This is a genomic window from Micromonospora sp. NPDC050980, assembly GCF_040653835.1.
In the GTDB taxonomy this organism is placed as follows: domain Bacteria; phylum Actinomycetota; class Actinomycetes; order Mycobacteriales; family Micromonosporaceae; genus Micromonospora.
On sequence record NZ_JBFAGS010000022.1, the window covers coordinates 1 to 15466 of the forward strand.

Annotated in this window: 11 protein-coding genes; 6 read left to right on the forward strand and 5 right to left on the reverse strand. The window is 74.2% G+C overall.

The window, feature by feature from the left end:
• Nucleotides 1-106: 106 nt before the first annotated feature.
• On the reverse strand, nucleotides 107-1969 hold the full coding sequence (locus AB0H28_RS25030; protein ID WP_358044973.1) for a hypothetical protein: 1863 nt from the start codon (nucleotides 1967-1969) through the stop codon (nucleotides 107-109).
• A gap of 105 nt (nucleotides 1970-2074) precedes the next feature.
• Between AB0H28_RS25030 and AB0H28_RS25035 the strand changes: the two genes are divergently transcribed.
• Both AB0H28_RS25035 and AB0H28_RS25040 read left to right on the forward strand, forming a co-directional pair.
• Nucleotides 2075-3331, forward strand: coding sequence for a PQQ-binding-like beta-propeller repeat protein (locus AB0H28_RS25035; RefSeq protein ID WP_358044790.1), 1257 nt, complete (start codon nucleotides 2075-2077; stop codon nucleotides 3329-3331).
• Nucleotides 3328-4620, forward strand: a complete 1293-nt coding sequence (locus tag AB0H28_RS25040) for a PQQ-binding-like beta-propeller repeat protein (protein ID WP_358044792.1) — start codon at nucleotides 3328-3330, stop codon at nucleotides 4618-4620. The genes AB0H28_RS25035 and AB0H28_RS25040 overlap by 4 nt, the downstream gene beginning before the upstream one ends.
• Here AB0H28_RS25040 and AB0H28_RS25045 read toward each other — a convergent pair whose 3' ends face one another.
• Nucleotides 4621-5814, reverse strand: coding sequence for a peptidase C39 family protein (locus AB0H28_RS25045; RefSeq protein ID WP_358044795.1), 1194 nt, complete (start codon nucleotides 5812-5814; stop codon nucleotides 4621-4623). It lies immediately after the preceding gene.
• A gap of 161 nt (nucleotides 5815-5975) precedes the next feature.
• Here AB0H28_RS25045 and AB0H28_RS25050 point away from each other — a divergent pair, with 161 nt between their 5' ends.
• The 4 genes from AB0H28_RS25050 to AB0H28_RS25065 all read left to right on the forward strand — a co-directional run bounded on the left by AB0H28_RS25050 (nucleotide 5976) and on the right by AB0H28_RS25065 (nucleotide 11139).
• Nucleotides 5976-6641, forward strand: a complete 666-nt coding sequence (locus AB0H28_RS25050; protein ID WP_358044798.1) for a response regulator transcription factor — start codon at nucleotides 5976-5978, stop codon at nucleotides 6639-6641.
• Nucleotides 6638-7798, forward strand: a complete 1161-nt coding sequence (locus tag AB0H28_RS25055) for a HAMP domain-containing sensor histidine kinase (RefSeq protein WP_358044975.1) — start codon at nucleotides 6638-6640, stop codon at nucleotides 7796-7798. The genes AB0H28_RS25050 and AB0H28_RS25055 overlap by 4 nt, the downstream gene beginning before the upstream one ends.
• A gap of 205 nt (nucleotides 7799-8003) precedes the next feature.
• Nucleotides 8004-10544, forward strand: coding sequence for a malectin domain-containing carbohydrate-binding protein (locus AB0H28_RS25060; protein ID WP_358044801.1), 2541 nt, complete (start codon nucleotides 8004-8006; stop codon nucleotides 10542-10544).
• A 208-nt stretch (nucleotides 10545-10752) separates the two neighbouring features.
• Nucleotides 10753-11139 (forward strand): VOC family protein, encoded by a 387-nt coding sequence (locus tag AB0H28_RS25065; RefSeq protein ID WP_358044804.1) that lies wholly within the window; start codon nucleotides 10753-10755, stop codon nucleotides 11137-11139.
• 57 nt (nucleotides 11140-11196) lie between these two features.
• Here the strand turns inward: AB0H28_RS25065 and AB0H28_RS25070 are convergent, their stop codons facing one another.
• The 3 genes from AB0H28_RS25070 to AB0H28_RS25080 all read right to left on the reverse strand — a co-directional run bounded on the left by AB0H28_RS25070 (nucleotide 11197) and on the right by AB0H28_RS25080 (nucleotide 15395).
• Nucleotides 11197-11964 (reverse strand): hypothetical protein, encoded by a 768-nt coding sequence (locus AB0H28_RS25070; RefSeq protein ID WP_358044807.1) that lies wholly within the window; start codon nucleotides 11962-11964, stop codon nucleotides 11197-11199.
• Between the two features lie 183 nt (nucleotides 11965-12147).
• The gene (locus AB0H28_RS25075; protein WP_358044810.1) at nucleotides 12148-14205 is read right to left on the reverse strand and encodes a 3-hydroxyacyl-CoA dehydrogenase NAD-binding domain-containing protein; all 2058 of its coding nucleotides are present in this window, start codon (nucleotides 14203-14205) and stop codon (nucleotides 12148-12150) included.
• Nucleotides 14202-15395 (reverse strand): thiolase family protein, encoded by a 1194-nt coding sequence (locus tag AB0H28_RS25080; protein WP_358044812.1) that lies wholly within the window; start codon nucleotides 15393-15395, stop codon nucleotides 14202-14204. Before AB0H28_RS25080 ends, AB0H28_RS25075 begins: the two co-directional genes overlap by 4 nt.
• Between the last annotated feature and the right edge of the window lie 71 nt (nucleotides 15396-15466).

Genomic DNA, 15466 nt, shown 5'->3' on the forward strand with positions numbered 1-15466 from the left:
ACCAGCCAGCCACGGTGAAAGCCTTCTTCGGCAAACCCGAAGTCCGCTACGCCGCCCAATGACCACGGCACATTTGCCCTACCCCTCAATAACAGGGGGCCCCTCCTTACACGCGGTCGCGGACGTCCCAGAGCCAGACGTCGTCGATTCGCTGCGGGGGGCCCAGCAGCGCGGTCATCAGGTCGCGCAGCACCGCCTCGCGCGGGTTCGCGCCGAGCACCACCACCGACGCCCGCCAGAAGCGCAGGTCCGCCAGCGCCTGCCGGCGGTTCTCCGCAGTGATCTCGGGGACCTCGCCAGCGTCCATGGTGGCGTAGATCAGCGTGCTGGTCGGGCGGTTCGGCGCACCGAAGACGCCCTCGCCGGCGGCGTTCGGGCCGATGAAGTAGCCGGCCGGGATGGGGAACTCCTGCCCGGTCAGCGCGCTCCAGCGCAGGGTCGGCAGGCCGTGCACGTTGCTCGGGATCGGCACCGGCACCAGCGTCCGTCCGGCCGGCACGTACGGCCGCCAACCGCCGGCGGTGATGAAGTGCGGCGGCGGGTCGATGTGCTGCGCCGGCAGCGGGCGCGGGAACAGCGGCAGCAGCGCGGCGACGATCGCGGCGTACCCGGCCAGGCGCAGCGCCCGCCGCCGGTTCGTCGCGGAGCGGCCGGCGTCCGGCCCGGTCGGGTCGACGTCGGCGTCGTGGTCGCCGGGGCGGGGGGCGGGCACCGGGGGGCGGCCGGCGCGGGCCAGCGTGTCCCAGGCCAGCGCCAGCAGCACGCCGACCGCGGCGACCACCACCAGGCTCAACCGGGTCGGCATCATCATCTCGACCAGCGGCAGGTCGTCCGGCACGTACGCCCACGGCCCCGCCACGTCGGTCTCCGCGCCGTCGAAGCGCACCACCGGCCCGATCGAGGCGATGGTGAAGAGCACCACGAGCACGGCCAGGATCCGGGCCGGCACCGACCGGCGCACCAGCAGCACCAGCGCGCCCAGCGCGACAAGCACCAGCGGCCAGCCGAACCAGGTGTTCTGCTCGGTCAGGCCGATGGTCTTCTCCACCGCCTCGTCCCCGGCCACGGTGTCCCGGGCGAACGTGACGAAGGCCATCAGGTCCTCGCCCCAGTTGTGGAAGACCCCGCCCTGCAACCCCCGGTAGGACTGCGGGCCGTTGAACTGGAACCAGATCGGGTACGCGGTGAGCAGCAGCGCCACCGCGCCGCCGAACCCGCCCGCGGCCAGGAACGCGCCGGCCCGCTCCCGCGCCGCCCGGGGGCGCTGCACCGCGTACGCCACCACGACGACCAGGCAGGCCAGCGCGGTGAGCAGCAGCATCTCCTCGTTGATGAAGATCTGGTACGCCACCAGCAGCCCGAGCGCCAGGCCGTTGCGCCGCCACCGGCCCGGCTCGCCCAGGCGCAACACCCGGGCCACGATCAGCGGCAGCAGGAAGTTCGACACGAAGTTGGGCTGCCCGTTGGCGTGGTGCACGATGCCCGGCGCGAAGCCGAGGAACGCGCCTCCGACGAACGCCGCCGCGCGGGAGCGGACCAGATGCTTCGAGAGCACCCAGTAGGACGTGGCGGCGGTCGCCGACAACGCCGCGCCCAGATAGAGCGCGTACATCACCTGCGGGCCGAGCAGCATGGTCAGCGGCGCCAGCGGCAGCGTCACCCCGAGCAGCGAGGTGTTCGCCATCATGTTCACCCCGTCCGGCGCGTTCTGCCGGGCGGTGAACAGTGGATTCTCCAGGTGACGCACCGAGTACGCGCCGTGCGCGAACAGCCACTCGAACCAACTGTGGTCGGTGGGCAGGTGCGAGGACACCCGGTGCTGCACGTCGCCCCAGTAGTTGAGGCAGACGAGAACGCCGAGCAGCGCATAGGCTCCGATGGCCAGCACGTCGACGCGAGCCGGTCGGCGACGGGGCCGGCGCGGCGGATCCGCCACGTCGGCGTCCACCTCGACGGACGAGGGGTTCAGAGGAGGGTCCACCACCGGCACGGCCACGACGGGCCATCGTACAGGCGACGCGGCCCCGCCTCCGGCCACGGCCGGCCGGTGGGACGGCACGGGAAGGGGGTGGTCGTGGCCGTCATCGACCTGGGTGAGCTGCGCGACGACGCCCCGGCGCCCGGTGCGCCGCTCCGGCCGCCGCGCGCCGTGGGCCGGCCGTTCCGCAGCGCGGTGGTGCTGCTGGTGGCGCTCGTCACGCTCGCCGCCGCGGCGCCGCCGCAGCGCCCCGCGCCGCGCCGGATCCCCGGTGGCTCCGGGGCCGCCGCGTTCCTCTCCGGCGACCGGGTGTACGTGGTGCGACCGGCCGCGCACCGGGTGGGCCGGGACGTCGTCGCGTACCACGAGGGCCGCCGACTGTGGCGGGCCGCGATGCCCGGTGCGGGTGACGGCGTCGGGGTGTGGGAGCAGGGCGGGCGGGTGCTGACCGTGGGGCGGGCCGGCGCCGGCGAGGAGTGGGAGACGGTGGCGTTCGACGCCGGCACCGGGGCGCTGCGCTGGCGGCAACCCGGGGTGGCGTTCCCGGCCGGTGCGGCGCTGCTGCTGCGGCCGGTCGGCGGGTCGACGTCGACGGCGGTCCGCCGGCTGGCGCCGGCCGACGGGCGTACCCTCTGGACCGCGCCCGTGGCCCCGCACCAGAACGTGCAGTTCAGCTACGGACCGTCCGGGGTGGACCGGATCCTGCTGGTGCCGAACTCGGGCGAGACGGTGGTGCTGGACGCCGTGAGCGGGGCCCGACTGGTCGCCCGCGACCTGCATCCGCAGGGCCCGCCCGGCGCGCGGGCGATGCAGAGCGCTGACGGGCTGCTCCTGGAGATCCTGGGGGCCGGCGCGACGGTGAACGCGTACGAGTTGGACACGCTGCGGTTGCGCTGGACCGCCGAGCTGCCGCAGGTCAGCTACCTCCGGCGGTGCGGGGCGCTGCTCTGCGCCACCCGGGGCACCGCCGGGATGTGGGCGCTCGACCCGGCCACCGGGGCGGTGCGCTGGTCCAGCGACCTGTGGACGCAGGTGCTCGGGTCCGCGGCCGGCCGGCTGCTGGTCGCCGCCGGCCGCAGCGGCGCCGAGGGCCTGTCGGTGCTGAACGAGGCGGACGGCCGGCTGGTCGCCGAACTCGGCGACTGGGACGTCGTGCCGCAGGGCGAGGCGGCCGGCCCGCTGCTCCTGACCCGGCCGCTGGGCGCGGGCCGGGCCCTGCTCGCCGAACCGGACCTGTCGGGCCGCCCGCCCGTGGTGCGGGACGTGCTGACCGGCACCGACTGCACCGCCGGCACGACGCTGTTGGTCTGCCGGGAGCCCGGCGGCGACTTCACCGTGCGGCGGCTGCCGTGAGCCCGGTGATCGACCTGGGCGAGATGCGGCACGCCGAGGACGCCGACGAGCCGCTGCCCGCGCCGCCCCGGCGACCGCCGGGGCGGGCCGTCCGCACGGTGGCGCTCGGCTGCCTGCTGCTCACGCTCGGCGCGGCGGCGGGACCGACCCGGCGGCCGGAGCCGGCCCGGGTGCCCGCGCCGAAGGGGGCCGTCTTCGTGGCGCTGGCGGGCCGGCTGGTGGTGGCCGACGGGCCCGGCGCGGCGCACCGGGGTGGTCGGGAGGTCAGCGCCTTCCGGCTGCCCGGCGGGGAGCCGGCGTGGCGGTTCACGCTGCCCGCCGGCGACCAGGTGCTGGGGCTCACCGGCGCGGCCGGCGGGCTGCTGGTCACCAGCAGCCCGACGGGTGTCGGTGACACGCTCGCCACGCTGCTCGACCCGGCGACCGGCGCGGTGCGCTGGCGGCAGGCCGGCTATCCGATCCCGACCGCGTCCGGCGGGGTGCTGGTGGAGAACCCCCGCCCGGGCGGGACGGGCAGCGTGCGGGCCGTCGACCCGGCCTCCGGCGCGGTGCGCTGGTCGCTGTCGGTGCCGGCGCAGGGGGTGACGTACCGGCGGGACATCCGGGGGGTGACGCAGCTCGTGCTGGTCGAGCCGGACGGCCGGGTCGCCGTGCACGACGCCGACTCGGGCGCACGGGTGCGCGTCGGCCGGATGTCGTCCGCCTCGGACGGCGTCGCCCACCGGTTCGCGCAGGTCGTCGGCGATCTGCTGCTTGTCGACGACGGCGCCGGCGCGGTCACCGCATACGGGCTGGACCGGTTGGACCGGCGCTGGACGGTGCCGGTGGATCCGAGCGCCGGCACCTGGTACACCGACTGCGCCGGCCTGATCTGTCAGCGCGACCAGCTCGGCGGGGTGGCGGCCCTCGATCCCGCCACCGGCCGCCCCGCCTGGACGGACGAGCGGTGGCTCGGGCTCGCTGCGCTCGGCGGTCGGCTGGTCGCCGCCACGGCGGGGGACGGCCCGGAGCTGGACCTGTCGGCGCTCGACCCGGCGACCGGGCGGGTGCTGGCCCGGCTCGGCCGGTGGCGCCTCACCGGCCGGGACGACGGCACGCCGCTCGGGCTGCTCGGGCTGCGTCGCCTCACCGGTGACCGGACGCTCGTCGGCGCGCTGGACGTGCCGGCCGGACAGGCACGGATCCGGGCGGTCCTGCCCGGCTCCTGGGACGAGTGCGCGGACACGAACGAGGCGCTGGTGTGCCTGCGCCCGGCCGGCGGGCTGGCGGTCTGGCCGGTCGACCGGTGATCACCAGTTGGCCTGCTCCGGCGCCCGGGGCAGCGGCACCGACTCCGGCCGCAACACGTACGCGATCCCACCGCTGCCCGCCTGCCAGGCCGCCTCGAACGGCGCGCGGGGCACGACCCGGCGGACCCGCCCGTCGTGGAGGGCGTACGGGTCGTTGAGCACCGGGTCGCCGTCGGCGGTGAAGCCGGCCAGCACGATCAGGTGCCCCCGGGTGTCGTAGTCCAGGCCGGGCACCTGCCCGCTGGTGAACGCCGCCGAGACGACGAGCGGGATGCCGGCGGCCACGAACCGTTCCGCCTCGGCCAGCGAGCGGAGCCGGGTGACGAAGGCGTCCACCCCGTGCGTCGCCGCGTACGCGGTGTTGAACGGCCAGTTCCCCGCCCCGCCGTACGCGTGGTCGTAGCAGTGCCGGGCGGCGTGCACCACGGCCGGGCGGGGGCCGGGCGGGTCCACCCAGGCGTACCGGTCCGGGGTGGGGCCGGCGTGCCAGAAGTCGAGCACCATCGACACGCAGGTGGGGCTGCACCAGGAGTCACCGCCGCCACCCCAGCGGGTCTCCCCGCCGGCGTGCAGTCGCTGCGCGTAGCGCGGCACGTCCAACACCCGCCCCCAGGCCGGGGAGCGGTCCGGGGGCGGCGCGGCGGGACCGGGTCCGGCGGGATCGGCGGAGGCGAGGACACCGACCGTGCGCAGCACCGGCCCGGCCGGGGCGTCGGCGCGGCGGAACAACGTCACCCGAACCTGCCAGCCGGTCACCGTCGCACCGGTCACCCGCAGCGTGTCCGCGGCCACCCGGCCGTGCGCGTCGGACTGCCCGGGCACCGACGCGCGGCGCACCGCGCTGTCGTCGGCCGCCCAGCGGCCCAGCGTGTACCAGCCGGTGGTGGCGGCGTCGGCGTCCCAGCCGCGCAACTCCACCGACAGCCAGCAGCCCGGTGGCGTGTCGGCGGTCCACGAGGGCACCAGTTCGGTGACGGCGAAGCCGACCGGCGCCACCGGGGAGGTCCAGGTCCCGGCCGCGTAGTCGGCGGTGCTCCCGGAGTGCGGGTCGGTGTGCGCGAGCCGACCGGCCGCCGCGTCCGGGGCCAGCCCGCCCGGTGCGGCCCGGAGCCCGTCGGCACGGCCCCGGTCCCGGTCGGCGGGGAAGCGGAAACGGCGGTACGCGACGTCCCGGCCGGGGGCGACGGCGGTCATCGGGGCTCCGCTCGGCTCGGCCCGGGCCGGACGGCCGCGGGTGGTTGTCGATCCTTGCCGGCGAGCATCGCCTACCCGAAGGTTCTTTGCAACGCCCGCCGCGTGCCGGCCGGTTGTCCGCCGGCACTAGGTTGTGGGAGGTCACGAGGCGGGAGGCCGGGATGCGGGTACTTGTGGTCGAGGACGAGCGCAACCTCGCCGACGCGATCGCGCGGGGGCTGCGCAAGCGCGGGATGGCGGTGGACGTCGCCTACGACGGCGACGCCGGGCACGAGGCGGCGTTCGTCACCCGCTACGACGTGGTGATCCTGGACCGGGACCTGCCCGGCGTGCACGGCGACCGGATCTGCGCCGACCTGGCTGCCTCCGGCGCGCTGACCCGGGTCCTCATGCTGACCGCGAGCGGGACCGTCGCCGACCGGGTCGAGGGGTTGCAGCTCGGCGCCGACGACTACCTGGCCAAGCCGTTCGCCTTCGACGAGCTGGTGGCCCGGGTGCAGGCGCTGGGCCGCCGGGCCACCCCGGCCGCGCCGCCGGTGCTGGCGGTGGCCGACCTGGAACTCGACCCGGCCCGGCGGGTGGTGACCCGGGCCGGCGTGCCGCTCGACCTGACCAACAAGGAGTTCGGGGTGCTCGCCGAGCTGCTCAAGGCGCGCGGCGCGGTGGTGTCCAGCGAGGAACTGCTGGAACGGGTCTGGGACGCCAACACCGACCCGTTCACCACGATCGTCCGGGTCACCGTGATGACCCTGCGCAAGAAGCTCGGCGACCCGCCGTTGATCGACACCGTGGTCGGGGCCGGCTATCGCGTCGGTGAGCCCGCCTGATGGGCGCCCGGCGGGTCCGGCCGACGCTGCGCCTGCGGTTGACCCTGCTCAACGGCGTGCTCCTGGTCGGCGCCGGGGCGATCCTGGTGCTGCTGGCCTGGCTGCTGGTCCGCGACGCGCTGCGCCCCACCGACGAGCTGCTGCCCGGCACCACTGTCGTGCTCACCGGCGGTCGCACCCTCGACGCCGGGCAGTGGCAGCGGCAACTGGTCGACGCCGCGTCACGGGAGCTGCTGGTCAAGGGGCTGCTGGCGTTGCTGGCGATAAGCGTCGTCGGGGTGGCCGGGGCGTACCTGGTGGCCGGCCGGGCGCTGCGCCCGCTGCACCAGGTCACCGCCACCGCCCGCCGGCTCGGCGAGACCACGCTCGACGAGCGGATCGGCTGGTCCGGCGCGGACGACGAGGTGGCCGAGCTGGCCGAGACGTTCGACGCGATGCTCGACCGGATCACCGCCGCGTTCGAGGCGCAGAAACGGTTCGTCGCGAACGCCTCGCACGAGCTGCGCACGCCGCTCGCGGTGATGCGTACCGAGATCGACGTGACGCTCAGCGACGACGACGCGGACCTGGCCGAGTACCGCCGGATGGCCGGCGTGGTGCGGGAGGCGTCCGAGCGGGCCAACGGGCTCGTCGACGCGCTGCTGGTGCTCGCCCGCAGCGAGGCGCAAACCGGCCGGCGGCTGGCCCGGCGCGCCGAGAGCGACCTCGCCGTCGGCACCGCGAACGCGCTCTCCGCGGTGGCCCGCGAGGTGGAGCGGATCGGCCTGAAGGTGCACACGTCGCTGCGTCCGGCGCCGGTGGTCGGCGACCCGGGGCTGCTCGACCGGCTGGCCGGCAACCTGGTGGAGAACGCGGTCCGCTACAACCACCTGCACGGCCGGATGTGGGTGCGCACCGGCACCGACGGGCAGCGGTCCTGGCTGGTGGTGGGCAACACCGGTTTCGAGGTCGCCCCGGCGGAGGTGCCCGGGCTGTTCGAGCCGTTCCGGCGCGGCGGGCAGGAACGCACCGGCGCCCGCGGCTCCGGCCTCGGCCTGTCGATCGTGCGGGCGGTCTGCGACGCGCACGGCGGCACGGTGAAGGCGGTCGCCCAGCCCGGCGGCGGCCTGGAGGTGACTGTCACGCTTCCGTCGGCCGACCCGCCGGCGGCCACCTGACCGCCGATCCGCGCCCGTCCGGCCGTACCTTCGGGGCCACCTGTTCGTGCGGCCCGGCCCGGCTGTCCCGGCCGGCGCGGCGGGTGGTCGGGCCGCGGCGGTGCGGTGGTCGGTCAGAAAGCTGGCGCGGCGCTGGACGGCGGTGCGGTCGTGGCCCAGGGTGAGCGGAGCGACACGCCTCAACGTCGATCCTACGGAGCTGCCCGTGACCCACCCCTCGGCCCCGCGCCGCCGCGCCCTCGCGGTCCTCGCCGCCGTCGCGCTCACCGCGGCCGGCCTGGCCCCGGCCGCCCCCGCCGGCGCCGCACCGGACCACACCACAGTGGTCAAGGCCATCCCCGCCACCACCTCGCCGGACATCATGGACGGCACCGTCGACGCGATCCACGACGCCGGCACGAAGATCATCGTGGCCGGCTCGTTCACCACCGTGCAGAACCGCAACTCCGACACCGACATCCCCCGCAACTACCTGCTCGCCTTCGACAAGGCCACCGGCGCCGTCGACCCGGCGTTCGCGCCGACAGTCGACAACGAGGTGTACGCGGTGGCGGCCGGCCCGACCGCCGGCACCGTCTTCGTCGCCGGCAAGTTCAACACCGTCAACGGGGTGACCCGGCGCAAGGTGGCGCTGCTCGACGTCGCCACCGGGGCGCTGGTCACCACCTTCGCCCCACCGCCGTTCAACGGGCTGGTCAACGACATCGCGGTGGTCGGCGACCGGCTGCTGGTCGGCGGCATCTTCACCGCCGCCGGTGCCGCCAACCCGCGCGGCGGGCTGGCCTCGCTCGACGCCACCACCGGCGCGGTGGACGACTACCTCACCACCGCGCTCACCGAGCACCACAACTACGACGGCGTCAGCGGCTCCAACGCCGGCGTCGGGGTGGAGAGGATGGCCGCCTCCCCGGACGGCACCCGGCTCGTGGTGATCGGCAACTTCAAGCAGGCCGACGGGGTGCTGCACGACCAGATCGTCCAGCTCGACCTGGGCGCCATCGCCGCCACCGTGGCCGACTGGAACACCAGCCGCTACACGCCCCGCTGCAAGTGGCAGGCGTTCGACTCCTACATGCGCGACATCGCGTACGCGCCGGACGGCAGCTACTTCGTGGTGGTCACCACCGGCTCGCCGTACAGCGGCACGCTCTGCGACGCCGCCGCCCGGTGGGAAGGCGGCACGACCGACGCCGACGCGCAGCCGACCTGGATCGACTACACCGGCGGCGACACGTTCCTGTCGGTCGCGGTCAGCGAGCAGGCGGTCTACGTGGGCGGCCACTTCCGCTGGCTGAACAACACCGCCGGCCGCGACAACGCCCGGGCCGGCGCGGTCGGCCGGGCCAGCATCGCCGCCCTCGACCCGCGCAACGGCCTGCCGCTGTCCTGGAACCCGGGCCGACACCCGCGCGGCATCGGGGCCTCCGAGATGCTGGTCACCCCGTCCGGGCTCTGGGTCGGCGGGGACACCTCGTGGATCGGCAACTTCCAGTACCGCCGCGAGCGGATCGCGTTCTTCCCGCTGGCCGGCGGCGTCGCGCCGCACCCGACCACCACGGCCACCCTGCCCGGCACGGTCTACCAGGCCGGCGTGCCGAAGCCGACGAACGTGCTGTACCGGGTGAACGCGGGCGGCGCGGCGGTGGCCGCCACCGACGGCGGGCCGGACTGGGCGGTCGACGACGGCGGCAACCCCAGCCCGTACCACAACAGCGGCAGCTCCGCGTCGGGCTTCACCGCCGTCGGCGCCCTGGACGCGACGGTGCCGGCCGGCACGCCGGCCGCGCTCTACAGCACCGAACGGTACGACGGGGCCGGCGTCCCGGAGATGACCTGGCAGTTCCCGGTGCCCGCCGGGACCGAGGTGCAGGTGCGGCTCTACCTGGCCAACCGGTACGACGGCACCGGCACCGCCGGCAAGCGCGTCTTCGACGTGGCGCTGGAGGGCACAGTCGTCCTCGACGACCTCGACCTGTCCGGCAGCGTCGGGCACAACGTGGGCACCATGCGGGAGTTCACGGTGGTCAGCGACGGCACCATCGACCTCGAATTCCAGCATGTGGTGGAGAACCCGCTCGTCAACGGCATCGAGATCGTCAAGACCGGCCCGCCGCCCGCCGGCACCGGCGACGAGGTGCAGGCCCGCTCCTACGACGGGGCGAGCGCGATCGGCGCGGCGAGCCCGGTGGCGAACCCGGACGACACCGCCTGGTCCACCGCGCGCGGCGCGTTCTGGGTCGGTGGCACGCTGTTCTACGGGATGAACGACGCGCTGTGGCGGCGGACCTTCGACGGGACCACGTTCGGCGTCCCGGAGCTTGTCGACCCCTACCACGACGCCTACTGGGACACGGTGGAGACCGACTCCGGCCCGGCCGGGCAGACGTACGTCGGGGTGACCACCGGCTTCTACGCCGAGATCCCGAACGTGACCGGCATGTTCCTCTCCGGTGGTCGGCTCTACTACACGCTCTCCGGGCAGAACGGCCTGTTCTGGCGCTGGTTCACCCCGGACAGCGGCACGGTCGGCGCGGACCGGTTCACGGTGGCCGGCTCCGGCGGTCTCGCCGACGCCGGAGCGGTCTTCGTCGCCGGCAACACGCTCTACAAGGTCAACCGGAGCACCGGTGACCTGTCCGCCACCGACTGGGCCGGCGGCGCGCCGGCGGCGACGTTCACCGTCCGCAGCGGCCCGTCCGTCGACGGCGTCGACTGGCGCGCGAAGGCGCTCTTCCTCGGCCCGTGATGTAAGGAGGGGCCCCTTCTTAACGTTTCCGGTAGAGGAGGGGCCCCCTTTTAACACCCTTGCCGGGGGACGGCGGCGGTGGCAAGATCGTGCCGTCAGTCGAGAAGGGGAAGGGGGTGTGGTGATGTCCGTTCGTAACGATCCCGCGCCCCGCGTTCCCCGCTGACCTTCCGCACTCCGCGGGGCGCACCCCATCGGAGGCAGCACCGTGAGTGCACAGATCCACTGCGTCACCGTCGAGTCCGACGACCCCTACACCCTGGCCACCTGGTGGGCCCGGGTGCTCGACCGCAAGCTCCACGACGACGACTTCCCGGGCGACCCGGAAGCGGTCCTCGTCGCGCCCGACGGGCACGGCCCCGACCTGCTCTTCGTCGAGGTGGGTGAGCGGCACGGCAAGGGCGCGTTCCACCTGGACCTGCATCCGGCCGAGGGCACCCGGGACGCCGAGGTCGCGCGGCTGCGTGACCTCGGCGCCGCGTTGGTCGCCGACCGGCGTCGGCCGGACGGCACCGGCTGGGTGGTGCTCGCCGACCCGGAGGGCAACGAGTTCTGCGTCTGCCGGGGCGCGACGGAGCGCGCCGCGTCGGCCTGACCCGGAAACGGCGCCGGGCCCCCGCCGACGGCGGGGGCCCGGCACTGTCGAGCGGACTCAGTCCCGCTTCTCGACCTCGCCGCGCAGGGTGACGAACTCCGACTGGAACTCGGCGGCGCTCTTGAAGTAGACCACCACCATCCCGAGGCTGCCCTTGTCGGCCCAGACGCAGACGCCCACCGGGACGTCCTGTGCCCGGCCGTCGCCGCACTTCGCGTCGCCGCCGAGCGGGCCGGCGTCGACGGTCTTGAACTCCTTGGCGCCGAGGTCCCGGGTGGCTGCCGTGATGGCGTCCGCCATCTCCTTCTTCGGGTCGGCGATGATGCCGGACACGCCGACGATCATGACCAGGTCCTTCTTCGCCGGGTCGCCGTAGAAGGCGCCCGCCGTGCTTGTCGCGTTCGGCACGTCCTTGCCGAGCTCAGACTTCATCTGCGCGGCGGCGTTCTGCAGCGCCGGGGCGGTCACCTTCGGCCGGCCGCCCAACGTCGCGGGCTCGACCACCCGGGTCCTGCTGGCGTTGACGGCGTCCTTGACGTCGTCCCCGGCGACGGCCCAGATGGCGATGCCGCCACCGACGCAGAGCACCAGGACGACGGCCAGGACGATCAGCAGGATCTTGCCGACCCCGAACGTCTTCTTCGGCGGGACCGCTGCGCCGAACTGGTCGCCGCCGTACGGCGGCTGCGGCGGGTAGGCGCCGCCGTACTGCGGCTGCGGCACCGACGGGTAGTCACCGCCGTACTGCGGCGGCTGGTAGCCCCCGGGCTGCGGTGGGGGAGTGGGGGTGCTGCCGGGGTAGGGATTGGTCGGCGGCTGGGACATGAAGGCGGCTCCTGTGAGAATTTCGGCCGCGTGATGGTAGCCAGGACCACCGACGGTCCGCTGTCCGTCCCGGAGCCGGGTGACGGAACCGGGACCCGTCCGTGACCGGCCCCGGAACGCCGATCGCGGTGGCCGCACCGTCCGTGACGGACGGCCCGGCCACCGCGATCGACGGCGGGTGGATCAGCGCAGGCTGGCCACGCCGCGCGGCAGGAACCGCCGGCCGGTCACCCGCTCGGAGGTCCCGGTCCGGTCCAGGTACGGCGTGACGCCGCCCAGGTGGAACGGCCAGCCGGCGCCGAGGATCATGCACAGGTCGATGTCCTGCGGCTCGGCGACGACGCCCTCGTCGAGCATGAGCCGGATCTCCTGCGCCAGCGCGTCGAGCGCGTTCTGCCGCACCTGCTCGGCGGTGAGCGGCTGGTCGCCGACCACCAGCAGCTTCGCGACCTCGTCGTTGATCTGGTCGTCGACCACGATCGGCTGGCCCGTGTCGGCGATCCGCTTGAGGTTCTCGCTGACGCCGAACCGGTCCGGGAACGCCGCGTGCAGCGTCCCGCCCACGTGGTAAGCCACCGCCGGCCCGACGAGCTGGAGCAGCGCGAGCGGACGCATCGGCAGGCCCAGCGGGTCGAGCGCGCTGTTCGCCACGTCCAGCGGGGTGCCGGCGTCGACGGCCGCGAAGACGGTGCCCAGGAAGCGGGTCAGCAGCCGGTTGACCACGAACGCCGGGGCGTCCTTCACCAGCACCGACGACTTCTTGAGCTGCTTGCTCACCGCGAACGCGGTCGCCAGGGTGGCGTCGTCGGTCCGCTCGCCGCGGACGATCTCCAGCAGCGGCAGCACCGCGACCGGGTTGAAGAAGTGGAAGCCGACGACCCGCTCCGGGTGCTCCAGGTCGGCCGCCATCTCGGTGATCGACAGGGAGCTGGTGTTGGTGGCGAGCACCGCCTCCGGCTTGACGATCTTCTCCAGCTCGGCCCAGACCTGCTTCTTGACGCCCAGGTCCTCGAAGACCGCCTCGATGACGAAGTCGGCGTCGCTGAACACGGACTTGTCGACCGAGCCGGAGACCAGGCCGTAGAGCTTGGCGGCGGTGCCCTTGTCCATCCGGCCCTTGCTGACGGCCTTCTCGATCTGGGTGTGCACGTAGCCGACGCCCTTGTCCACCCGGGACTGGTCCAGGTCGGTCATGACCACCGGCACCTGGAGGCGGCGGGCGAACAGCAGCGCGAGCTGGCTGGCCATCAGGCCGGCGCCGACGATGCCCACCTTGGTCACCGGCCGGGCCAGGCCCTTGTCCGGCGCGCCGGCCGGCCGCTTGGCCCGCCGCTGCACCAGGTCGAACGCGTACAGGCCGCTGCGCAACTCCTCCGAGAAGACCAGGTCGGCGAGCGCCTCGTCCTCGGCGGCGGTGCCGGTGGCGAAGTCCGCGTCCTTGGCGGTCTCCAGCAGGTCCAACGCCTTGTACGCGGCCGGGACCGCGCCGTGCAGCCGCTGGTCCAGGGTCTGCCGGGCGAAGTAGAGCACGCCCGCCCACATGTCCTTGTCGACCTCGGGACGGGTCACGGTGACCTCGCCCCGGACCACGCCGGCGGCCCATTCGAGGGACCGCTCCAGGAAGTCGGCCGGCTCCAGCAGCACGTCCGCGATGCCCATCTCGGCGGCCTGCTTCGGCTTGAGCATCTTGTTCTGCATCAGCGGGTTCTGCAGGATCACCTGGGTGGCGGCGGGGATGCCGATCAGGTTCGGCAGCAGCTGGGTGCCGCCCCAGCCGGGCACCAGGCCGAGCGACACCTCGGGCAGCGCCAGCGCCGCCGCGCCCGCGGACAGCGTCCGGTAGTGGCAGTGCAGCGCCAGCTCCAGGCCGCCGCCCATCGCCGCGCCGTTGACGAAGGCGAACGTCGGCACGTCGCTGTCCTTGAGCCGGGCGAAGACCCGGTGACCGAGCCGGCCGACCTCCAGCGCCTGCTCGCGGTTCTCCAGCGCCGGCAGGCTGGTGATGTCCGCGCCGACGCAGAAGATGTACGGCTTGCCGGTGACCGCGACGAACGCCGGGTTCGCCGCGAGGGCGGCGGTGATCGCCTCGTCCAGGCTGGTCAGCCCGCCCGGGCCGAAGCTGTTCGGCTTGGTGTGGTCGAAGCCGTTGTCCAGGGTGATCAGGGCGGCGGGCCGGTCCAGCCCCGGCACTGTCACCTGACGCAGCAGCGCCTTGGTGACGACCTCGTTCGGTGCCTTCACTTGTCGCCCTCCCAGTGCGGGTTCTCCCAGATCACGGTGCCGCCCATGCCGATGCCGATGCACATGGCGGTGAGGCCGTAGCGGACCTCGGGGTGCTCGGCGAACTGCCGGGCGAGCTGGGTCATCAGCCGGACGCCGGAGGACGCGAGCGGGTGCCCGATGGCGATCGCGCCGCCCCAGGCGTTGACCCGGGGGTCGTCGTCGGCGATGCCGAAGTGGTCGAGGAACGCGAGCACCTGCACCGCGAACGCCTCGTTCAGCTCGAACAGGCCGATGTCGTCGATGCTCAGGCCGGCGATGCGCAGCGCCTTCTCGGTCGACGGGATCGGGCCGACGCCCATCACCTCGGGCTCGACGCCGACGAAGCCGTACGACACCAGCCGCATGCCGACCGGCAGGCCCAGCTCACGGGCGGTCTCCTCGGCGACCAGCAGCGCGGCGGTGGCGCCGTCGTTGAGGCCGGCCGCGTTGCCCGCGGTGACCTTGCCGTGCGGGCGGAACGGGGTCTTCAGCCCGGCCAGCTTCTCCATCGAGGTGTCCCGGGGCGCCTCGTCCACGGTGGCCAGGCCCCAGCCGCCCTCGTCGTCGCGCACCGCGACCGGCACCAGGTCGCCCTGGAGCTTGCCGTTGGCGTACGCCTTGGCGGTCTTCTGCTGGGAAGCGAGCGCGAACGCGTCGGTGCGCTCCTTGGTGACCTGCGGGACGCGGTCGTGCAGGTTCTCCGCGGTCGCGCCCATCACCAGGGCGGACGGGTCGACCAGCTTCTCCGCGACGATCCGCGGGTTGGGGTCGACGCCCTCGCCCATCGGGTGGCGGCCCATGTGCTCGACGCCGCCGGCGATGGCCACGTCGTAGGCGCCCATGGCGATGCCGGAGGCCACGGTGGTGACGGCGGTCATCGCGCCGGCGCACATCCGGTCGATGGCGAAGCCGGGCACGGTCTTGGGCAGGCCGGCCAGCAGGGCGGCGGTGCGACCGATGGTCAGGCCCTGGTCACCGATCTGGGTGGTGGCGGCGATGGCCACCTCCTCCACCTTCTCCGGCGGCAGCTGCGGGTTGCGGCGCATCAGCTCGCGGATACAGCGGATCACCAGGTCGTCGGCGCGGGTGTTGCCGTACATCCCACCCGCCTTGCCGAACGGGGTACGGACGCCGTCGACGAAGACGACATCTCGAACTTCACGGGGCACTTGGGATCCTCCCTCGGCGCTGGCCATTTCCCCGGATGCTACTCGCCAGTAACCAACCGCGTCACCAAACC

What these genes read in the sequence shown, in the direction of transcription:
- AB0H28_RS25050 (WP_358044798.1), top strand. Translation starts at nt 5,976, where the DNA reads ATGCGGGTACTTGTGGTCGAGGACGAGCGCAACCTCGCCGACGCGATC.
- AB0H28_RS25045 (WP_358044795.1), bottom strand. Translation starts at nt 5,814, where the DNA reads ATGACCGCCGTCGCCCCCGGCCGGGACGTCGCGTACCGCCGTTTCCGC.
- AB0H28_RS25070 (WP_358044807.1), bottom strand. Translation starts at nt 11,964, where the DNA reads ATGTCCCAGCCGCCGACCAATCCCTACCCCGGCAGCACCCCCACTCCC.